We start from the raw sequence: 19,564 nt of genomic DNA, 5'->3' as shown, positions 1-19,564 counted from the left end.
CGCTAGATGATCAACCCCATGATGGCGGCGCGCGCCTATTCCTCGGTCCAGGGCGGAGCCATGCCGACCGAGCTGACCTCGGCCACGGCCGGGGCGGGCGCGGCCCAGGGGGCGGGTTTTTCCGACCTGCTGCAAAACGTCATGGGCGACCTGACCCAGTCGACCAAGGCCGCCGAAACACAGATGGCCAGTTCGGTGCAGGGCAAGGGCAGTCTGATCGATGTGGTCACCGCCGTGACCTCGGCCGAGGCCTCGCTGGAAACGGTCATGGCCGTGCGCGATCAGGTGATTCAGGCCTATCAGGAAATCATGCGGATGCCGATCTGACGATCGGCGACCGTCTATCCCTCCAGCGACACGACCGGACCGCCGAGGCGCACCGGGCGCGGTGACCGCGCCTTGAGCCAGGCGCGGATGCGGGTCTGGAGCGGATTGTCGATCCCGAAATGGAAGGCGAAGGCGAAGCCCACGGCGGCCGCGACCCCCAGGGTCCACAGGGCCCACTGGGCTGCGACCGGCAGGTCGAAGCGGGCGATGGCGACATTGGCCACGCCGAACCAGGCGATACGCACCACCTCATTGGTCATGAACATGGAAAACGAGACCTGGGCGGCCTTCTCGACCCATTTCGACGGACGCGGAGTCGGAACGGCCCCGGCGGCGAGGATGATCACCGAGATACAGACGAGGGAGGCCAGCGCGTGTTTGTCGACGAGCTGGATGGCGGCCAGGCTGACGGCGGCCACGACCCCGGCCCAGCGGGCCAGACGGGGATCGATCCAGACCTTCTGGGCGAAGCCCGCCAGGGCCATGCCCAGCACGAACAGCGGCAGGGCGCGGAAGAAGCCGTAGCGCAGCGGCATCTGGTAGACGGGATAGTCGAGCAGGGCCCAGCACAGCTGGTTGGCCAGCAGATAGCCGACCACCCCCAGCGCGAGGATCGACCACGGCCCCAGCCGGGTCAGGCCGCGCAGGACCCATGGAAAGGCCAGGTAGCAGCCGATCAGGGCCGAGATTGACCAGGTCGGCGCGTTCCAGCCGAGGCCGCCGGGAATGCCGAACGCCTGGACCAGACCGATCTGGGCCGGCAGCTGGTCCCACTGGAACCATTCCGGATTGCGCGGCGGAACCCCGGCGGCGGTGCCCAGCACGACCATGGCAATCAGACCCAGGCTCATGATCAGATGGGCGGGCCAGACCCGCAGCAGGCGCTTGAGGACGAAGGTGCCGGGCGACAGCGCGCCCCGGCCCAGCGCCGCGCCATAGACCCGCATCAGCACATAGCCGGAGTCGATCAGGAAGAAGTTGGTGAGCAGGAAACCGCCCCGCTCGAACACCGGATGGACGTCTTCAGCCAGGGCCACCGGCCCCGCGCCCTGGAAGTGATGCAGGATGATCAGGGCGGCCACGATGAAACGCAGGGCATCAAGCCAGCCACCGCGGACGATGGGCGTTGTTTCCTTTTGGGTCGAAATGGCGGTCCAGGTCATGATTCCGGCCCTCCTGACCGGTGTTCACGCCTGTCGCAGCAAGGTTCGGGCCGGAGGCTAGCCGCGCACCAGCCGGAGGAATTCCTCGCGGGTACGCGGGTCGTCGCGAACGACCCCGAGCAGGGTGCTGGTGCTCAGGGTGGCCCCTGGGACATCGACGCCGCGCAGGGTCATGCAGCTGTGTTCGGCCTCGATCACCACGCCGACCCCGGCGGGGCGCAGGACCTCGTGAATCGCGTCGGCGATCTGGGCGGTCATCTTCTCCTGGATCTGCAGCCGCTTGGCATAGCCGCGCACGACCCGGGCCAGTTTGGAGATGCCGACGACGCGGTCGGTCGGCAGATAGCCGACATGGGCTACACCGACGACCGGCAGCATGTGGTGTTCGCAGAAGCTGACGAAGCGGATGTCCTTGAGCACGACCAGCTGATCGTAGCCGCCGACCTCCTCGAAGGTGCGTTCCAGATAGGCGCGCGGCTCGACCTCGTAGCCGGCGAACAGCTCGCGATAGCTGCGGGCGACGCGGGCGGGCGTGTCGAGCAGGCCCTCGCGGTCGGGGTCGTCGCCGGCCCAGCGGATCAGCGTACGGACGGCGGCCTCGGCCTCGGACTGGGGGATGGCGGGTTCGGTCGGCGAGTCGGTCATGCGGTCAGTCATAGTGCGGGAGGCGATGAAAGGGGAGCGGTGACGCTCAGACGATTGGCTGCGGCCGGTCGCGGATCCACTGCGACAGCAGCCATTTCTCGCCGGTGACCGGTGGCAGGCCGGCGTGCAGGGTGCGCGGATCAACCCGCCCGTCCGGTTCGACGTTGAAGAACAGCAGGGCGTCCCCGGTCCTGCCGCCGAAGCGCCAGTCCAGCTCGGGGAAGGCCGTCTCGCCGCCGGTATAGTCGGCGTTGAGATAGGTCAGGAAGGTGGCCTGGCGCTGACCCTGCTCGGCCAGGGTCCCGGCCAGGGCCGGGGCTTCGGGATTGAGGAAGTCGAAATGCGGCTCGTAGCGCTGGCCGATGTCGTAGCGCAGGATGTTGCAGGGCTCGAAGGTCGCGGTGTCGAGGCCCGGGGCGGCGGCGGCCATGCGGGCCCGCATCAGGGCCAGGACCAGGTCGGTGTCGAGCAGGCTGAAGCCGGCCCCGCTGCTGGTGCGCATGCCGTCCGGACGACGGCCGCCCTTGTCGGCGTCATAGACCCGGGCCGGGACCAGCCGGGCGCGGGCGCGCTGGATGATCCAGGCGCAGACGGCCGGGGTGGTGAAGCCTTCGAAGACCTGGACACGCGGGGAGTCCGAGATCGTGCGGGCGACCGGCGGGGTCAGCCAGGCCTTGAGGTCGACCGCCTTGCGGGCCCGGGCCCACAGGGCCGGGTCAGGGTCGGGGCGCTCCGCGGCGGCGGCGACGCCGTCATCGTCGGTCAGCAACACCAGCTGGACCCGGGCGTCGGCGTCACCCCGGTCGGCGGCCGTCTGCAGCCAGTCGAGGGCTGTTTCCCAGCTCTGCGGACGGCCGACGCCGACCGCGGCGAGCACGGCCACCCGTGCGGCGGCCTCGGCCTGGCCCAGTTCGGCGGCCCGGGCCAGCAGCACCGCCCCTTCGTTCGGCTGGAACGGCGCGGCGCGACCGACCAGCAGGCGGGTGCCCAGCCAGGTCATCGACGGGACGTGACCCTGGCGCGCGGCCCGGTCCAGCCAGGAGACGGCGATTTCGTGCCGGCCCTCGCGATCGAAGATGCGCGACAGGGCGAACTGGGCGTCCCCGTCACCGGCGACGGCACGGCGATGGATGTCTTCAGTGGCCAGCGAGCTCATGGGGCAGCCATAACATCGGTGCCGCCCGAGTGCAGCGGATTTTGCGGTCGGGGCGGGTTGCGGGGACGAACCGGCAATTCGTGCGCCCTGAAGGGGTTTCCTAACTCCGCATTAACCATGGTCCCGGCATTTTCTGCCCAGTATCGTTGGAGCTGAGAATGAGCGGCGCTGAAGTTCTGGATGTCGGGCGTGATGCCCTGTGGCTGACGATTCAGCTGTGCGGCCCCATGCTCCTGGTGGCCCTGGTGGTCGGGGTCAGCATCGGCCTGTTCCAGGCCCTGACCCAGATCCAGGAACAGACCCTGGTCTATGCGCCCAAGATCATGGCGATCTTCGTTTCCCTGCTGCTGTTCCTGCCGGTCATGGGGTCGCTACTGGGCGGGTTCATGCGGACCATCGCCGCGCGCATCGCCGGGATGTGAGCGCGAGGTGGAACCCTATGCCACCGCCGATCAGGTCTGGGCCGGCGGTCTGATCTTCGCGCGCATCGGCGCGATCCTGATGATGATCCCCGGCGTCGGCGAAACCTATGTGCCGCCGCGCATCCGCCTGGCCCTGGCGCTGTCTGTATCCCTGGTGGTGTGGCCGATCGTCGGCGGGGCCCTGCCGGGCCTGCCCGCCAGTATCGGCAGCATGGCCGGATGGGTTTTGCGCGAGGTGATTACCGGCCTGATGATCGGTGGTTTGCTGCGGGCCTTCATGACGGCCCTGTCGACGGCGGGTGAGGTGGTGTCGATGCAGACCACGCTGAGCTTTGCCCAGACCGCCAATCCGATGCAGGCACAGCAGGGCTCGACCCTGGGGGCCTTTCTGATGCTGCTGGGCACCACCCTGATCTTCGCGACCAACACCCATCATCTGTTCATCGCCGGCCTGGTGGGGTCGTACGAGCTGGTGGCGCCGGCCAGGCCGCTGATGGTTCAGGATTTTGCCACCCTGGCCATCCGCACCATCGCCGACAGTTTTGCCTTGGGGATTCAGCTGGCGGCCCCGGTGATCGTCTTCGCCCTGGTGTTCAACATGGCGTCTGGCCTGGTGGCGCGGGTGATGCCCGCCTTCCAGATCTTCTTTGTCGCCTCGCCGCTCAGTGTCATTCTGGGCCTGTCGATTTTCTCCCTGTCGCTGGGCGTGATCGGAACGGTCTTCATCGACCGCTACCGCGCCCTGGCGGGGATTTTCGCGGGGACGGCCGGTGGCTGACGCGCCCGATCCCGAGTCGAAAACAGAAGAGGCGACACCGCGAAAACTCGCGGACGCGCGAAAAAAGGGGGATTCTGCCAAATCCCCGGACGTCGCCTCGACCCTGAGTCTGATGGGGGCGACGGCGGTGATCTTTATCAGCGGCGGCTGGTTCGCCGGTCGGCTGGCCGAGGACCTGCTGCCCTTCATTGCCCGGCCCCACGCCCTGATGGGGGCGTTGAACGCCGGCGGCGGTGCCGAGATCGGCTATCGCGCCGTCTGGGCCGCCGCCCCGTTCCTGGGGGCCGTGATGCTGGCCACGATCCTGGGTGGGGCCGGCGGCAACCTGGCCCAGTCTGGTCTGGTGTTCAGTGCCGAGAAGATGAAGCCGAAGCTGGAGAAGCTGAGCCCGATCGCCGGATTCAAGCGCATCTTCGGCCCCGACGGACTGATGCAGTTCGTGAAGACCTTCTTCAAGCTGCTGGCGATCGGGGTCATCTGCTGGCTGGTGCTGAAGTCCCATTTCCGTGACTTCGAGACCATGGCGGCGCTGAGTCCGGCGGCCATTCTGCCGGCGGCGCGGGATCTGGTGATCGCCCTGCTGGCGGCCGCCCTGACGTTCCTGGCCTTCACCGCGGGCGCGGACTACCTGTGGCAACGCTACCGCTTCGCCAAGCGGATGATGATGACCAAAGAAGAGACCAAGGAAGACTACAAGCAGGCCGAGGGTGACCCTCATGTGAAGGCCAAGCTGAAGCAGATCCGGGCCCAGAAGAGCCGACAGCGGATGATGCAGGCCGTGCCGACGGCGACCGTGATCGTCACCAACCCGACCCACTATTCCGTGGCCCTGCGCTACGAGCCGGACAAGGGCGACGGCGCGCCGATCTGTGTGGCCAAGGGCGTCGACGCCCTGGCGCTGCGCATCCGCGAGGTGGCCAGGGAACACAGGGTGCCGATCGTCGAGAATGTGCCGCTGGCCCGGGCCCTGTACGCGGCGGTCGAGGTCGACGAGAGCATCCCGCGCGAGCATTTCGAGGCCGCCGCGCGGGTCATCGGCTTCGTCATGCAGGGGCGGAAGAAGCGGTAGAATGGAAAAGGCGTATGCTACCGCCAGCGAATCGGCTCCGCGAGGCCCCATGCAGACCCAGAGTTGGCAGGCTCAGACCCGTCCCCCGTTCGATCCCCTGTTGATCGTGATGGCCGTGGGCTTCGTGCTGGCGGTCGGGGCCCTGGCCTATCCGGCCTTCCGGACCAATCCATACAGCGCGCCCGGCCTGATCCTGATCTTCACCGCGGTCGCCGTGGCCCTGACCGGCCTGTTCGCGTTCGGCCGCAGCGAGGTGCGCAAGCCGACCGGCGACGTCTGGGTCGAGATGCTGGACGCGCTGGGCGAACCGGCGGCCCTGGTCTGGACCAGCGGCCAGGTGCTGGCCTTCAACGGGGCCTGGGCCGAGGAGAACGGGGCCATGGTCGCCCTGCCCAAGGGACGCTCGGTCTCGGCCCTGTACATGGCCTTTGCCCAGGCGCGCGAGGGCGAACAGGCCCGGGCCATCGTCACCATCGGGGCCCGTGAGCTGGAGGTCCTGATCAGCCATGCCGGCGGCGGGCGGTTTCTGGTTCGTGCCGCCCCCGAGGCGGTGCTGGGCCTGGCCCATGCCCCGGCGATGCAGGTCGGCAGCGGGTCGAACGCCGGCGAGGGGCGGGCCATGGCCGCCGGCGCGCCGTTCGGCTCGGCGGTGATCGCCCACGACGACATTTTTTCGGGCCGGGTCGAGGAGCCCAATGCGGCCCTGGCGCTGCTGACGGGACCGGCCTCGGCCCGCGATGCCGCCTTCGGCCATCTGTTCGAGCCCAACGGCATGATCGAGGCGCGGTCCAAGTTGACGGCCGGGTCCAGCGGCCCGATCGAACTGGTGGCGCGGGCCCATCCGGACCGGATGCTGCATCTCTATGTGGCACCCGAGGGCGACAAGCGCCGCGTCTGGCTGTTCGACGTCTCGGCCCAGAAGTCGATGGAACTGCAACTCAGCCAGGCCCAGAAGATGCAGGCCGTGGGCCAGCTGGCCGGGGGCGTTGCCCATGACTTCAACAACCTGCTGACCGCCATCCAGCTGCAGCTGTCCGGGCTTCTGGAGCGGCATCCCGTGGGGGACCCGTCCTATGAGGGGCTGAACGAGATCCGTCAGACCGCGATCCGGGCGGCCGATCTGGTGCGCAAGCTGCTGGCCTTCTCGCGCAAGTCGACGGTGCGGCGCGAGCGGCTGGATCTGGGCGAGCTGGTCGGGGAGTTTGCCGTGCTGCTGCGCCGCCTGCTGCGCGAGGATGTGCGGCTGGAAACCGATTACGGGCGCGATCTGCCGATCGTGCTGGCCGACAAGAGCCAGCTGGAGACGGCGGTGATGAACCTGGCCGTCAACGCCCGCGACGCGATGCGTGGCGTGGTCGAGCCCGGGGCCGGGGTGGTGACCATCCGCACGCGGCGTCTGACCGGCGACGAGGCCCGGGCGATGGGCTGGCACGACGCTCCGGTTGAGGAATTGGCGCTGATCGAGGTCTCGGACACCGGCTCGGGCGTGCCGGTCGAGATCCTCGACAAGATCTTCGAGCCCTTCTTCACCACCAAGGCCGTCAATGAAGGCACCGGCATGGGGCTGGCCACCGTCTACGGCATCGTCGAACAGGCCGGCGGCCACATCAATGTCGTCAATCTGGAGGGGGCCGGGGCGGCTTTCCGCATCTTCCTGCCCGCGGCCGCCGAGGCCGAGCTGGCCGAGGTCGCCCCGGTCGAGGTCAAGGTCAAGACGCCCCGCGACCTGTCCGGCGCGGGCCGGATCCTGTTTGTCGAGGACGAGGCCGCCGTGCGCGGCATCGCCGCCAAATTGCTGCGCCAGCGCGGTTACGAGGTCATCGAGGCCGCGGACGGCGAGGAGGCCCTGATCCTGGCCGAGGAATGGGCGGGCAAGATCGACATGATGATCTCGGACGTCATCATGCCGGGCCTCGACGGACCCAGCCTGCTGAAGAAGGCGCGCCCCTATCTGGGCGATGTGCCGGTGATGTTCATCTCGGGCTATGCCGAGAGCGATTTTTCGGACCTGCTGCAGGACGAGGCGGGGGTGTCCTTCCTGCCCAAACCGCTGGATATCAAGATCCTGGCCGAGCGGGTGAAGCAGGAATTGCGCGGCGAATAGACCGGCCGGATTCCCGTCTGCGGCCAGACATTGCCGATGTTTCACTTGCGGCCCCGGCCGTCAGCGCCTTTGTTGCCTCACACTTTTTCGGAGACCTGTGCCATGATCGATCGTCGCCGCCTGCTTCTTTCCGCCGTCGCCGGGGTCGCCCTGGCGGGGCCGGCCGGGGCCGCCCTGGCCCGCGTCGCCGCGCCGGGCTCGGACCCCGCAGAGGCCGCCAAGCTGAACGGTATTCTCGATGCGATGTTTGCGCTGATCCTGGCCAAGTCGGCCATGGCCGCCAGCTACATGGGCCTCGACAAGGGGCCCAATGCCGCCGCCAAGGCGCGGCTGGACATGCTGACGCCGACCGATCTCGCCGAGCGGGAAGCCTTCAGCCGGGAGTTCACCGAAAAGCTCAAGGGCGTGGACGCGTCCAAGCTGGCCGGAATGGATGCCGTCAACCTGGCCACCGTTCTCTATGACGGCGAGACCACCAACATCGGACTCGACCGCTACCGGTTCGGCAATATGGGTTCGCCCAATCCCTACCGGATCAGCCAGCTGGGTGGATCCTATCGGGACATCCCCGACTTCCTCGACACCATCCACGGGATCGCGACCACGGCGGACGCCGAGGCCTATCTGTCGCGCCTCGACGCCTTCGGCGACCTGCTGGACCAGGAGTCCGTCCTGGTTACCGAAGATTTCGCCAAGGGCATTGTGCCGCCCGACTTCGTCATTGATCGGACCCTGACGCAGATGAAGGCCGGGCTCGCGCCCGCGCCGGCCGAGTCCGGCCTCGTGACCTCGCTGACCCGCCGCGCCGCGGAGGCCGGTCTTGAGGGCGACTGGGCGGCCCGGGCCACGGCCATCCTCAACGACAAGGTCTATCCGGCCCTGCGCCGGCAGGTGGTCCTGTTCGAACAGGCCCGTCCGGCGGCCCGTCATGACGCCGGGGTCTGGGCCCTGCCGCACGCCGACGGCTTTTATGAATACGGCATCCGCAACTACACCACGACCCGGCTCACCGGGGCGGAGGTGCATCAGCTGGGCCTGACCCAGGTGGCCGAGATCACGGCAGCGGCCGACGCCATCCTGAAGGCCGAGGGCATGACCGAGGGCACCGTGGGGGCCCGTCTGGCCGCCATGGCCAAGGATCCGCGCTTCATCTATCCGAATACCGACGCCGGCAAGCAGCAGCTGCTGGACGAACTGAACGCCCAGATGGCCGCCATGCAGGCCCGGCTGCCCGACTATTTCGGCATCCTGCCCAAGGCCTCGGTCGACATCCGTCGCGTACCGCCGGCCATCGAGGCCGGCGCGCCGGGCGGCTACTACCAGGGGCCGAGCCTGGATGGCTCCCGTCCGGGGGCCTATTACATCAACCTGCGCGACACGGCCGAATGGCCGAAATGGACCCTCCCGACCCTGACCTATCATGAGGCCAGTCCGGGTCACCATCTGCAGATCACCCTGTCGACGGAAGCCGAAGGCATTCCGACGATTCGCAAGCTGATCGGCTTCTCGGCCTATTCGGAAGGCTGGGCCCTGTATTCGGAACAGCTGGCCGACGAGATGGGCGTCTATGAAAACGACCCGTGGGGCCGGCTGGGCTATCTGCAGAGCCTGCTGTTCCGCGCCACGCGCCTGGTCGTCGACTCGGGCCTGCACCACAATCGCTGGAGCCGCGAACAGGCGATCCAGTACATGGTCGCCACCCTGGGCGACCAGGAATCGAGCGTCACCACCGAGGTCGAACGCTATTGCGTCTGGCCGGGCCAGGCCTCCAGTTACAAGGTCGGTCACACCGAATGGGTGCGGCTGCGCGAGGAGGCCAAGGCGCAGCTGGGCGACCGGTTCGACATCAAGAGCTTCCACGACACGGCCCTGGCCTCGGGCGGGATGCCGCTGGAGGTGCTCAAGACCGTGGTCGGGGAGTGGGTGCAGAGCCGGATGGCCTGACCCGGCGCGGCCTTCGGTCTTGCTATTGATCCCGAGGGGGCGTGCTATCGGCGCGCCCCCTTTCCGGAGTTGAGCCATGATCGATCGCCGCCGCCTGCTTCAAACCGCCGCCGCCGGAGCGGGGATCCTGGCGTCCGGGTGCGCGACGATGCCGGCCGCGGTCGGGACCGACGCCACCCTCGACGTCCTGCTGAATCGCTGGTTCGACGACGACATTGAGTCCTCGCCGGAGAGCGCCACCAATCTGGGCCTGGACCGGGGCGAGCGCGCCCATCTGTCGTCCCGGTTGAGCGACGTCGGCGGCGCGGCCTGGCGCGCCGATCGTGCCCAGGCCATCGCGCGGGACCGGATCCTGCGGAACTTCGACCGGACGGGTCTGAGCGAGGCGGGCCGCATCAACTACGCGATCGCGGCCTTCCGGGCGGCCGGGGCGGCGACCGGCGCGGGATTCGACTATGGCTCGGCGGTCGGCGGGGGGCGGATGGGCCCCTATCTCGTCAACCAGATGACGGGTTCCTATTTCACCGTTCCCGATTTCCTCGACAGTCAGCACCGGGTCGAGGATCGCGACGGGGCTGAGGCGTTCCTGTCCCGGCTGTCCGCCCTTGGGCCCAACCTGGATGCCGAGACCGCCCGGATCCGGGCAGACGCCGGCCAGGGCGTGGTTCCGCCGGACTTCATCATTGATCTGACGACCGGACAGCTCCGCACCTTCGCCGACCAGGCCGCTGCGGACATGGCCATGGTGCGCACCCTCGAACGCAAGGCGGCGGCGCTCGGCCATACCGGCTACGGCGCGCGTGCCGCACGCATCGTTGATGCCGGGGTCAAGCCGGCCCTGGCCCGTCAGATCGCGGTGTTCGAAACGCTGCGGCCCGGTGCGGTGCATACGGCCGGAATCGGCCGCTTGCCGGAAGGCGAGGCCTTCTATCCCATGCCCTGAAGAGCTGGACCACGACCACCCTGTCGGCGGTCGAAATCCACGCCATCGGTGTTGAGCAGGTGGCGGCCATCAGCGCCGAGATCGACACGATCCTGAAGGCCCGGGGCATGACCCAGGGAACGGTCGGCGAGCGCATCGACGCGCTCAACAAGGACCCGGCGCAGCTCTGGCCCGACACCGATGTCGGCAAGGAAGCGCTGATCGAATCCCTGAACCGTCAGGTGGCGGCGCTCCAGCCCCTGCTGCCGCGCCTGTTCGGCCGGTTGCCGCGTACGGGAGTCGAGGTTCGTCGCGTACCGCCGGCGATCGAGGCCGGTGCACCGGGCGGCTACTACCAGGGACCGCCGCTCGACGGGTCGCGGCCCGGGGCCTACTATATCAACCTGCGCAGCACGGCGAACTGGCCGAAATTCTCGCTGCCGACGCTGACCTATCATGAGGCGTCCCCGGGGCATCATCTGCAGGTGGCCCTGCAGCGCGAGACCGAGACCCTGCCACCCTACCGCCGCGCCAATGGCTTTTCCGCCTATAACGAGGGCTGGGCGTTGTACGCAGAGGCCGTCGCGGCCGACGATCTGGACGTCTATGCCGACGATCCGCTGGGTCGGGTCGGCTTCCTGATGTCCTACCTGTTCCGGGCCGTGCGGCTGGTGGTCGATACCGGCCTGCACCACCATGGCTGGAGCCGTGAACGGGCGGTCGACTATATGGTCGCGTCAGGGGCCAAGCCGGTCGGGGCCGCCAACAGCGAGATCAACCGGTATTCGGTGATGCCGGGTCAGGCCTGTTCCTACAAGATCGGTCATACGGTGATCGCCCGGCTTCGGGCCGAACAGCAGGCGCGGCCGGACTTCGACCTGCGCGCCTTCCACGACAAGGTTCTGGTCAATGGCTCGGTACCGCTGGCGGTGCTGGAAGACCTGATCCGGAACCAGCGCAGCTAGGCGGGGGAGGTCCCGGGGGCGGTCCGCCGGGGTGATCAGCGACTTCGCCACAGCGTCGGCCACAGCCGGTCGGGAATATTCCAGAGCTCCCGGGTGGCGCGTTCCGAGCGCAGGGCGAAGGTGGTGCCGGTCCAGACCCAGTGCTGGATCCGGCCTGCGCTGCCGGTGCCGCTCCTCCAGACATACTGGCTCAGGGTCCGGGTGGCTGGATCATATTCGGCGTTGACGAAGTCCACGGTCGGCTCGAGCGCCCCCGCCGGTGTCAGGGGACGGGGATCGCGTCCGCCCGGTCCCGTCAGGTACAGGAGGTGACCGATATGCGAGGCCGCCAGGAAGCAGTTGGGGCCCCAGAGCTCGGTCGCCGCATCCAGGCGCGCCGACAGGGTCAGGTCGGGGCGGGACGACTCCGGCCAGTCCTGCCGGCAGACCCGGATTTCCGGCATGGCGTCGACGGACGGCGGCACCGGAGTTCCCGGGCCGAAGCCGGTCTGGTCGATGGCCGGGGCGGCGGTGACCAATGGCAGGACCGGCGCGTGCGGCACGGTCGAGGCGGGCCTGTCGCCGTGCAGGCGCAGGGCGGTGACGGTCCGGTGTCGCCCCTGGTGGCGGTCGATCCATGACAGGGCCGGCCCCAGGCCGCGCAGGGATATCGAGGCGTCGTCCGCTCCCCCCGACAGGACCAGCGATCGGGCCGTCGCCATGGCCGCCATCAGGGCGCGCGCGGTGTCACCGTCGATGTGGCCAATTCCATCGTGCGGGGCCAGGCTCGACCAGACGAGCGGAAACTCGGAGCCGTTGATGCGTGGGACCGGGCTCCTGCCGCCCTCGCCCGGATCGATGCCGACCGCGATGTCGGCAGCGGCGTCGGGACCCGCAGGCATGGTGATCAGGACAAAGCCGGTCACATGGCCTTCATTGCCGGCGTAGGCCGTGCAGCGTCCGCCGTTGTCACAGGCCACCCGCCAGTCCTGAAACGATCGGGTGACCGGCACAGACATCGCTGCCGGGTTCCGGGCCGAAGCCGGCTCAATGCCGATGCCTGTGACCAGCAACAGCACGGCCGCTGCCGTGATCAGGAGCCGCATCGTCTCTCCCCGGGTCTCTCGCCCGGCTCTTTCCCGGGTGGATCATGCCGGACCGAAACCCCGCCGACCGCGGCAGGCTACAGTACATCCGGCGATGTGACGATTCCCGCCCCGGACTCAGACCATCAGGCCGTCGGCCTGACGCAGGCGATTGTGAATATCCGTTGCCGCGACGGCGGCTTCGGCGGTGGCGACAGCGATCTGGTTGAGACCGCGCACGACGTCGCCGGCGGCATAAAGGCCGGGCACGCTTGTGGCCTGGTGCAAGTTGACCCGCAGGCGGCCGTCCTCGTCCACATCGGCGTTGAGCGCCTCTGCCAGGGTCGCGTTGGCCGCGGTGCCGAGGGCCGAATAGACCAGATCGAAGGCCTGGAACCGTCCGCCCCAGCCGAGGGCGGTGACGCGATCACCCTCGATTCCGACATTTTCGATCGGGGTCTCGACCAGGGCGATGCCGAGCCGTTGCAGCGCTTCACGATCGCTCAGATCGCCGGGCGGGCCGGTGTGGATCAGGGTGACCCGGTCCGAATAGGTGCGCAGGAAGGCCGCTTCGCGAACGCCCCTGTCATTGTCGCCGATGACCGCCACGGCCTTGTCGACGGCCTCGTATCCGTCGCAGATCGGACAGATGCGGACGAGGGATCGCTGGATGGCGCGCTCGACACCGGGCAGGTCAGGGTGCCGGTCCACCACGCCGGTCGCCAGCAGGACGGCGCGAACGGCGACATCCCGGCCATTCAGTCGGCCGATGAACCCGTCCCCGTGGTGGGTAAGCCGCTCGACACGACCGGTCTCGATCTGCGCCCCGAATTCCCGCGCCTGTTCGCGCATCCGGCCCAGGATGTGGGGGCCCGAGATGCCGTCGGGAAAGCCGGGCATGTTGTGGCTGACCGGAATCCAGCTGGCGCGCGGCTCATCGCCGTCGGCGACCAGAACCCGGCGCCGGAACCGGGCCAGGTAGGTGGCCGCCGTCAGGCCGGCGGGGCCCGCACCGATGACCAGGACTTCGGGATCGCCGGACGTCACGGGGACCGCCATCGCGCTGGCCCGGATGTCGGGGTGATGTCTGCGCCATCCTCTGTCGCCGGCTCGGTGCCGGTCAGGGCTGTCGACACGGAGATCATCGTCAGGCGTCCCGGGGGTCGGACCCGACGGGGGGGATCAGCGACCGACGCCCTCCGGTCGGGTGACGAGGGTGCCATTGACCGGTTCCGGGCAAACGGCTCATCGGCCAGCCGCATCGGGCGCGTCCGCGTCTTCGTCGAGAAATCTACGCATCAGGGCCTCATCGATCAGGACGGGCGGTTCGCCAAAGCGGTCGAACCAGCGCTGGATCAGGGTCTGGGTTTCCGGCGACATGCGGTTTTCCTGTTTCGTGGGGCCTGAGAAGAGAAGTCCTGGTCGGCCATCGGGTTCAGCGTGACCATGGGTGACTTTTTTGGGGCAGGGTTAATGCGGACCGTCGCTTCACCGGGGTCGGGGTTTGCGCCTTGCGTCGCGACGGCTATACCGCCCGTCACCTATTCCTTCCCCCAATCAGAGGCGCAAACCGCATGGCCAAGATCAAGGTCGCCAATCCCATCGTGGACATCGACGGCGACGAAATGACCCGGATCATCTGGCAGATGATCAAGGACAAGCTGGTCTTCCCGTTCCTCGACCTCGAGCTCGACTATTACGACCTGGGCATGGAGCACCGCGACGCCACCGACGACCAGGTGACGATCGACGCCGCCCACGCCATCCAGAAGCACGGCGTCGGCGTCAAATGCGCCACCATCACGCCCGACGAGGCCCGGGTGGCGGAGTTCGGCCTGAAGAAGATGTGGCGGTCGCCGAACGGCACCATCCGCAATATTCTCGGCGGCGTGGTCTTCCGCGAGCCGATCATCTGCTCGAACGTGCCGCGGCTGGTCCCCGGCTGGACCCAGCCGATCGTCGTCGGCCGTCACGCCTTCGGTGACCAGTACAAGGCCACCGACTTCCTGGTCCCCGGGCCCGGCAAGCTGACGATGAAGTTCGAGGGGGCCGACGGCAAGGTCATCGAACACGAGGTGTTCCAATTCCCGTCGTCCGGCGTGGCCATGGGCATGTACAACCTCGATGATTCGATCACCGAATTTGCCCGCGCCAGCCTGGCCTTCGGCCTGCAGCGCAATTTCCCGGTCTATCTGTCGACCAAGAACACCATCCTCAAGGCCTATGACGGGCGTTTCAAGGACATCTTCCAGAAGGTGTTCGACGAGGAGTTCGCTGACAGGTTCAAGGCCGCCGGGCTGACCTATGAGCACCGTCTGATCGACGACATGGTCGCCGCGGCGATCAAATGGTCGGGTGGCTTCGTCTGGGCCTGCAAGAACTATGACGGCGACGTCCAGTCCGACGTCGTGGCCCAGGGCTTCGGCTCGCTGGGGCTGATGACGTCGGTGCTGATGACGCCGGATGGCAAGATCCTCGAGTCGGAAGCGGCGCACGGCACGGTCACGCGCCACTATCGCCAGCACCAGAAGGGCGAGGCCACCTCGACCAATTCGATCGCCTCGATCTACGCCTGGACGCGCGGCTTCAGCCATCGCGGCAAGCTGGACGGCAACCAGCCCCTGATCGACTTCGCCCAGACGCTGGAGCGGGTCGTGGTCGAGACGGTCGAGGCCGGCTACATGACCAAGGACCTGGCCCTGCTGGTCGGCGATCAGCAGAGCTGGCTGACCACCGAAGGCTTCATCGACAAGGTCGCCGAGAACCTGACCAAGGCGATGAAGTAGCCGTCGGGCGCTATCGCTCGCGACGCGGTCGCTCACTGCTTGAGCGCCGCGCGCAGCGCCAGGCCGCGTCGGGTCGACAGGGCGAAGCCCTGTGACCGCGGCCCACGATAGAGGCGCGTCGGGTCGAGGAGGCGGAGCCTTCTGACCGCGGCCCAACAAACAAGCCCGCCGGATTCGCGTCCGGCGGGCCTTTTGTTTGAGACGGGGCCCGCATGGTGCAAGGTTGCGCTCAACCTGACGGGAGCCCGCCTGTGAAGCGCCTATTCGGCAATCTGTTCGTCATCGCCCTGGTGGCGGCGGTCGTATCCTTTTTCGCGGCTCCGGCCGTGGCCTTCTTCGCCATCCGCTCGGCGGCGGACGCCAATGACGCGGCCGGCCTGGAACGGCTGATCGACTATGCCGCGGTGCGCCAGTCGCTGCGGCCGCAGCTGACCGGCAATCCGGCGGCGATGGCCCCCGCCCCGTCGTTTCTGGAAGACCCGATCGGGGCTGTGCGCCGACAGCTGGAACCCGCCGTGGCCGGCGCCCCGGATCCGGACGTGTATCTGACGCCGGCGGCCCTCGGCGCGCTGAGCCGGGGCGACGGTCGCTACGCCTCGCAGCGCACCGGACCGGTGTCGGATGCCGAGGCGGCGGACCCGATGCCGAAGCCGGTGTTCTGGGGCGTGAACCGGGCGCGGATGGCGGTGACCGACGACGGAGGCTCGAAGACGGTCTTCACCTTCGAACGCCAGGGGCCGTTCGAATGGAAGCTGGTGCATATCGGCCTGCCGGACGGGGTTTCTCCCGCCGTGGGGCCGGCCGCCGCCGCCCGATAGGCCGGGCTGGCGGACCGGCGCGAGTCAGGGCAACCCTAGGGACGGGCTGGCGTTGAGTGCCCGGAGGGTACGCATGAACCGCAAGCTGTTGACCGGGGGCCTGATCGCCCTGATCGCCGCCTTTCTGGTGGCCTATTTCGCCTCGCCGGTGCTCGCCGTCCGGGGGCTGACCGAGGCCGCCCGGAGCGGCGATGAGGCAGCCCTGCGCGAGCGGGTCGATTTTCCGGCGTTCCGGGCCAGCCTCAAGGAGGAGCTGAACGGCGAACTGGTGGCGCGGATGCGCGCCGATCCGCGTAGTGACAATCCGGTCCTGTCCGGCCTGGGGATGCTGCTGGCCCCCAGCCTGGTGTCCGGGATGGTCGATGCCTTCGTCACCCCCGGTGCCATCGCCACCATGGTGCGCTCGGCCAGGGCCCCGGACCCGATGCATCGGCCCGATCAGGTCGAAACGCCGGAGCGGGCCGCGGAGGACAAGGACACGGTGCGCCAGTCCTGGGCCTATCGTGACCTGAACACCTTTGCCGTGACCCTGACCAACAGCCGCCACCCCGACCAGCACCTGGCCCTGCTGATGGAACGGCGCGGCCTGTTCGACTGGAAGCTGGCCGGGATCGACCTGACCGCCCCGTCCGAGGACGACGCGATCTAGTCAGGCTTCAGGACTCCAGGGCGGTCCGGATCGCGGTCAGGCCGTCTTCCGCCCTTGAACCGTCCGGCGCGCCGCCCTGGGCGAAGTCCGGTTTGCCGCCCGCCCCCTGTCCGCCCATGGCGATGACCGCCGCGCGCGCCAGAACGGCGGCGTTGACCTTGTCCGTCATGTCCGAGGTCACGGCCACGGTGATGGCGGCCTTGCCGTCGGTGACCCCGATCAGGGCCACGACGCCCGAGCCGACGTGGGTGCGGAAACCCTCGGCCACGCCGCGCAGGCCCTTACCGTCGACCCCGTCGAGGACGCGGGCGATCAGCTTCACGCCATTGATCTCCTCGACGACGACGGCCGCGCCCTCGGCCCCGCCGAGCGCCAGCTGCTTCTTCAGCTCGGCGACCTGCTTCTCGAGGGCCTTGCGGTCGGCGGTCAGGGCCTCGACCCGGGCCGGGACGTCCAGCGGCTGGACCTTGAAGGTCTGGGCCAGCTGGCGGGCGACATTGGCCTGGGCCTGCAGGTACTGGCGGGCTGCTTCGCCGGTCAGACCCTCGATCCGGCGCACGCCGGCGGCGATGCCGGTTTCGGCCGTGATCTTGAACAGGGCGATATCGCCGGTGCGGGCCACGTGGGTGCCGCCGCACAGTTCGACGGAATAGGGCCTGTCCCCGTTCAGGGCGTGACCGAGCGTCAGCACCCGGACCTCGTCACCGTATTTCTCGCCGAACAGGGCGACGGCCCCGGCCTCGATGGCCGCCTCGGGGGCCATCAACTCGGTGGCGGCGGGCAGGTTCTGGCGGATGACGGCGTTCACCTCATCCTCCATCCGGGCCAGTTCATCCTCGGTGACCGGGGCATTGTGGCTGAAGTCAAAGCGCAGACGGTCAGCGTCGACCAGCTGGCCCTTCTGGGCCACGTGCGGTCCGAGCACATTCTTCAGGGCCGCGTGCAGCAGGTGGGCGGCCGAGTGGTTGGCGCGGGTCGTCAGCCGGGCGTCGGCGTCGACATGCAGCTGGACGGTGGCCCCGATGGCCAGGGTGCCGGAGGTGACGGCGATCTTGTGCGCGAACAGGTCCTGGGCATGCTTCTGGACGTCGAGGACGGTGCCTGCGCCCTGCTGGCCCGAGGCGTCGGTCCATTCGATCTCGCCGCGATCGCCGGCCTGGCCGCCGCCTTCGCCATAGAAGGGGGTGCGGTCGAACAGGACCTCGGCGGTCTGGCCGCTGTCGAGGGTGTCGACCGAGGCCCCGTCCTGGACAATGGCCAGCACCGCGCCGGTGCCGTCGGTGGTGTCATAGCCGGTAAATTCGGTGGCTCCGAGGCGATCGCGCAGGGCCAGCCATTCGGCGGTCGAGGCGGTCTGGCCCGATCCGGTCCAGTGTTCGCGACTGCGGGCCTTCTGCTGGCCCATGGCGGCGTCGAAGGCTTCGGTATCGACGCTGAAGCCGCGGCGGCGCGCCTCGTCCTGGGTCAGGTCGAGCGGGAAGCCATAGGTGTCATACAGGGTGAAGGCGGTCTGGCCCGAGAGGACGCCGCCCTCGCCGAGGTCCCGGGACGCGTCTTCCAGCAGGCCCATGCCGCGCCCGAGGGTGGTGCGGAAGCGGATCTCTTCCTGCTTCAGGGTGTCGGTGATGAAGGCTTCGGCCCGCTTCAGCTCGGGATAGGCCTCGCCCATCTCGGCCACCAGGGTGGGGACCAGACGGTGCATCAGCGGATCGGCCGCGCCCAGCAGGTGGGCGTGGCGCATGGCCCGGCGCATGATGCGGCGCAGCACATAGCCGCGGCCCTCGTTCGACGGGGTGACGCCGTCGGCGATCAGGAAGGAGGAGCTGCGCAGGTGGTCGGCGATGACCCGGTGGCTGGGGGCACGGTCGCCCTCGGCGCTGGTGTTGGTCGCCTGTTCCGAGGCGGCGATCAGGGTGCGGAACAGGTCGGTGTCATAGTTGGACTGGACGCCCTGCAGCACGGCCGCGACGCGTTCCAGACCCATGCCGGTGTCGATCGACGGCTTGGGCAGCAGCGAGCGCGAACCGTCGGCCTGCTGGTCGAACTGCATGAAGACCAGGTTCCAGATCTCGACCCAGCGGTCACCGTCCTCGTCCGGAGTACCCGGAGGGCCGCCCCAGATGTGGTCGCCGTGGTCGTAGAAGATCTCGGTGCAGGGGCCGCACGGGCCGGTGTCGCCCATCGACCAGAAATTGTCGGAGCCGGCGATGCGGGTGATGCGGCTCTCGGGGAGGCCGGCGATCTTCTTCCAGAGCTCAACCGCCTCATCGTCGTCGATGTAGGTGGTGACCATCAGCCGGTCCTTCGGGATGCCGAAGTCCTTGGTGATCAGGGTCCAGGCCATCTCGATGGCGTGTTCCTTGAAATAGTCACCGAAGGAGAAATTCCCCATCATTTCGAAGAAGGTGTGGTGGCGGGCGGTGTAGCCGACGTTGTCCAGATCGTTGTGCTTGCCGCCGGCGCGCACGCATTTCTGGGCCGAGGTGGCGCGGGTGTAGGGGCGCTTCTCCTGGCCGGTGAAGACGTTCTTGAACGGGACCATGCCGGCGTTGACGAACAGCAGGGTGGGGTCGTTCTGCGGCACCAGAGGCGCGGACTGGACCTTCGCGTGACCGTCGGCCGCGAAATAGTCGAGGAAGCTGGAGCGGATCTGTTTCAGGCTGGACATGAGGGCGCACGTTCGGTCGTCGGGAGGGAGGGCGAACCGGCGTCATATAGGGGTTTTGGCGCGAAAGCATCATCTGCGCGGATC

The 19,564-nt window shown here is 68.4% G+C and carries 18 protein-coding genes; 11 read left to right on the top strand and 7 right to left on the bottom strand.

Annotated elements, in window-relative coordinates:
- Positions 1 to 6 precede the first annotated feature (6 nt).
- Positions 7 to 327 carry a flagellar hook-basal body complex protein FliE gene (gene fliE / locus AACZ75_RS03450; protein WP_339871259.1) on the top strand — a complete coding sequence of 107 codons (321 nt, stop codon included), beginning with the start codon at positions 7 to 9 and terminating at the stop codon, positions 325 to 327.
- A 14-nt stretch (positions 328 to 341) separates the two neighbouring features.
- On the opposite strand, the gene AACZ75_RS03445 is transcribed toward fliE, so the two are convergent.
- From AACZ75_RS03445 to AACZ75_RS03435, 3 genes are read right to left on the bottom strand one after another with little or no spacing between them, the layout of a single operon-like run.
- Positions 342 to 1,490, bottom strand: coding sequence for an acyltransferase (locus AACZ75_RS03445; RefSeq protein WP_339871257.1), 1,149 nt, complete (start codon positions 1,488 to 1,490; stop codon positions 342 to 344).
- A 57-nt stretch (positions 1,491 to 1,547) separates the two neighbouring features.
- Positions 1,548 to 2,135 carry a GTP cyclohydrolase I FolE gene (gene folE / locus AACZ75_RS03440; protein WP_339871255.1) on the bottom strand — a complete coding sequence of 196 codons (588 nt, stop codon included), beginning with the start codon at positions 2,133 to 2,135 and terminating at the stop codon, positions 1,548 to 1,550.
- Positions 2,136 to 2,181: 46 nt separating this feature from the next.
- Positions 2,182 to 3,291 carry a 2OG-Fe(II) oxygenase gene (locus AACZ75_RS03435; RefSeq protein ID WP_339871254.1) on the bottom strand — a complete coding sequence of 370 codons (1,110 nt, stop codon included), beginning with the start codon at positions 3,289 to 3,291 and terminating at the stop codon, positions 2,182 to 2,184.
- Between the two features lie 158 nt (positions 3,292 to 3,449).
- Here AACZ75_RS03435 and fliQ point away from each other — a divergent pair, with 158 nt between their 5' ends.
- From fliQ to AACZ75_RS03400, 7 genes are all read left to right on the top strand, one after another.
- Positions 3,450 to 3,713, top strand: a complete 264-nt coding sequence (gene fliQ / locus AACZ75_RS03430; protein ID WP_339871253.1) for a flagellar biosynthesis protein FliQ — start codon at positions 3,450 to 3,452, stop codon at positions 3,711 to 3,713.
- A gap of 7 nt (positions 3,714 to 3,720) precedes the next feature.
- Positions 3,721 to 4,491, top strand: coding sequence for a flagellar biosynthetic protein FliR (gene fliR / locus AACZ75_RS03425; RefSeq protein WP_339871252.1), 771 nt, complete (start codon positions 3,721 to 3,723; stop codon positions 4,489 to 4,491).
- Entirely contained in the window at positions 4,484 to 5,560 is a 1,077-nt protein-coding gene (flhB, locus tag AACZ75_RS03420) for a flagellar biosynthesis protein FlhB (RefSeq protein WP_339871251.1), read from the top strand. The genes fliR and flhB overlap by 8 nt, the downstream gene beginning before the upstream one ends.
- A 49-nt stretch (positions 5,561 to 5,609) precedes the next feature.
- Positions 5,610 to 7,664, top strand: coding sequence for an ATP-binding protein (locus AACZ75_RS03415; RefSeq protein WP_339871250.1), 2,055 nt, complete (start codon positions 5,610 to 5,612; stop codon positions 7,662 to 7,664).
- Between the two features lie 102 nt (positions 7,665 to 7,766).
- On the top strand, positions 7,767 to 9,608 hold the full coding sequence (locus AACZ75_RS03410) for a DUF885 family protein (RefSeq protein WP_339871249.1): 1,842 nt from the start codon (positions 7,767 to 7,769) through the stop codon (positions 9,606 to 9,608).
- A 76-nt stretch (positions 9,609 to 9,684) separates the two neighbouring features.
- Positions 9,685 to 10,551: a DUF885 family protein gene (locus AACZ75_RS03405; protein ID WP_339871248.1), complete on the top strand. Its 867-nt coding sequence runs from the start codon at positions 9,685 to 9,687 to the stop codon at positions 10,549 to 10,551.
- The gene (locus tag AACZ75_RS03400; protein ID WP_339871444.1) at positions 10,548 to 11,495 is read left to right on the top strand and encodes a DUF885 domain-containing protein; all 948 of its coding nucleotides are present in this window, start codon (positions 10,548 to 10,550) and stop codon (positions 11,493 to 11,495) included. The genes AACZ75_RS03405 and AACZ75_RS03400 overlap by 4 nt, the downstream gene beginning before the upstream one ends.
- 35 nt (positions 11,496 to 11,530) lie before the next feature.
- On the opposite strand, the gene AACZ75_RS03395 is transcribed toward AACZ75_RS03400, so the two are convergent.
- From AACZ75_RS03395 to AACZ75_RS03385, 3 genes are all read right to left on the bottom strand, one after another.
- Positions 11,531 to 12,580: a DUF1176 domain-containing protein gene (locus tag AACZ75_RS03395; RefSeq protein WP_339871247.1), complete on the bottom strand. Its 1,050-nt coding sequence runs from the start codon at positions 12,578 to 12,580 to the stop codon at positions 11,531 to 11,533.
- Positions 12,581 to 12,697: 117 nt separating this feature from the next.
- Positions 12,698 to 13,618, bottom strand: coding sequence for an NAD(P)/FAD-dependent oxidoreductase (locus AACZ75_RS03390; protein WP_339871246.1), 921 nt, complete (start codon positions 13,616 to 13,618; stop codon positions 12,698 to 12,700).
- Positions 13,619 to 13,804: 186 nt separating this feature from the next.
- Positions 13,805 to 13,939 (bottom strand): hypothetical protein, encoded by a 135-nt coding sequence (locus tag AACZ75_RS03385; protein ID WP_339871245.1) that lies wholly within the window; start codon positions 13,937 to 13,939, stop codon positions 13,805 to 13,807.
- Between the two features lie 194 nt (positions 13,940 to 14,133).
- On the opposite strand from AACZ75_RS03385, the gene AACZ75_RS03380 reads away from it, so the two are divergent.
- The 3 genes from AACZ75_RS03380 (at position 14,134) to AACZ75_RS03370 (ending at position 16,812) form a co-directional block, all read left to right on the top strand.
- Positions 14,134 to 15,345 carry an NADP-dependent isocitrate dehydrogenase gene (locus AACZ75_RS03380; protein ID WP_339871244.1) on the top strand — a complete coding sequence of 404 codons (1,212 nt, stop codon included), beginning with the start codon at positions 14,134 to 14,136 and terminating at the stop codon, positions 15,343 to 15,345.
- A 251-nt stretch (positions 15,346 to 15,596) separates the two neighbouring features.
- Complete coding sequence (locus tag AACZ75_RS03375; RefSeq protein ID WP_339871243.1) at positions 15,597 to 16,163, top strand: DUF2939 domain-containing protein; 567 nt, start codon at positions 15,597 to 15,599, stop codon at positions 16,161 to 16,163.
- Positions 16,164 to 16,236: 73 nt separating this feature from the next.
- Positions 16,237 to 16,812 carry a DUF2939 domain-containing protein gene (locus AACZ75_RS03370; protein WP_339871242.1) on the top strand — a complete coding sequence of 192 codons (576 nt, stop codon included), beginning with the start codon at positions 16,237 to 16,239 and terminating at the stop codon, positions 16,810 to 16,812.
- A gap of 7 nt (positions 16,813 to 16,819) precedes the next feature.
- On the opposite strand, the gene alaS is transcribed toward AACZ75_RS03370, so the two are convergent.
- Positions 16,820 to 19,480 (bottom strand): alanine--tRNA ligase, encoded by a 2,661-nt coding sequence (alaS, locus tag AACZ75_RS03365; protein WP_339871241.1) that lies wholly within the window; start codon positions 19,478 to 19,480, stop codon positions 16,820 to 16,822.
- Between the last annotated feature and the right edge of the window lie 84 nt (positions 19,481 to 19,564).

Origin of the sequence: uncultured Brevundimonas sp. (assembly GCF_963975535.1) — a bacterium.
Lineage (GTDB): Bacteria > Pseudomonadota > Alphaproteobacteria > Caulobacterales > Caulobacteraceae > Brevundimonas.
The sequence above is the reverse complement of the archived record's forward strand: the minus strand, read 5'-3'. Positions and strand labels throughout refer to the sequence as shown.

Excerpts from the sequence above, each read along its gene's own strand:
- AACZ75_RS03405 (WP_339871248.1), top strand. The coding sequence starts at position 9,685 with ATGATCGATCGCCGCCGCCTGCTTCAAACCGCCGCCGCCGGAGCGGGG.
- AACZ75_RS03380 (WP_339871244.1), top strand. The coding sequence starts at position 14,134 with ATGGCCAAGATCAAGGTCGCCAATCCCATCGTGGACATCGACGGCGAC.
- AACZ75_RS03395 (WP_339871247.1), bottom strand. The coding sequence starts at position 12,580 with ATGCGGCTCCTGATCACGGCAGCGGCCGTGCTGTTGCTGGTCACAGGC.
- fliE (WP_339871259.1), top strand. The coding sequence starts at position 7 with ATGATCAACCCCATGATGGCGGCGCGCGCCTATTCCTCGGTCCAGGGC.
- AACZ75_RS03370 (WP_339871242.1), top strand. The coding sequence starts at position 16,237 with ATGAACCGCAAGCTGTTGACCGGGGGCCTGATCGCCCTGATCGCCGCC.
- AACZ75_RS03410 (WP_339871249.1), top strand. The coding sequence starts at position 7,767 with ATGATCGATCGTCGCCGCCTGCTTCTTTCCGCCGTCGCCGGGGTCGCC.
- AACZ75_RS03385 (WP_339871245.1), bottom strand. The coding sequence starts at position 13,939 with ATGTCGCCGGAAACCCAGACCCTGATCCAGCGCTGGTTCGACCGCTTT.
- folE (WP_339871255.1), bottom strand. The coding sequence starts at position 2,135 with ATGACCGACTCGCCGACCGAACCCGCCATCCCCCAGTCCGAGGCCGAG.
- AACZ75_RS03415 (WP_339871250.1), top strand. The coding sequence starts at position 5,610 with ATGCAGACCCAGAGTTGGCAGGCTCAGACCCGTCCCCCGTTCGATCCC.
- alaS (WP_339871241.1), bottom strand. The coding sequence starts at position 19,480 with ATGTCCAGCCTGAAACAGATCCGCTCCAGCTTCCTCGACTATTTCGCG.
- fliQ (WP_339871253.1), top strand. The coding sequence starts at position 3,450 with ATGAGCGGCGCTGAAGTTCTGGATGTCGGGCGTGATGCCCTGTGGCTG.
- AACZ75_RS03435 (WP_339871254.1), bottom strand. The coding sequence starts at position 3,291 with ATGAGCTCGCTGGCCACTGAAGACATCCATCGCCGTGCCGTCGCCGGT.
- AACZ75_RS03445 (WP_339871257.1), bottom strand. The coding sequence starts at position 1,490 with ATGACCTGGACCGCCATTTCGACCCAAAAGGAAACAACGCCCATCGTC.
- AACZ75_RS03390 (WP_339871246.1), bottom strand. The coding sequence starts at position 13,618 with ATGGCGGTCCCCGTGACGTCCGGCGATCCCGAAGTCCTGGTCATCGGT.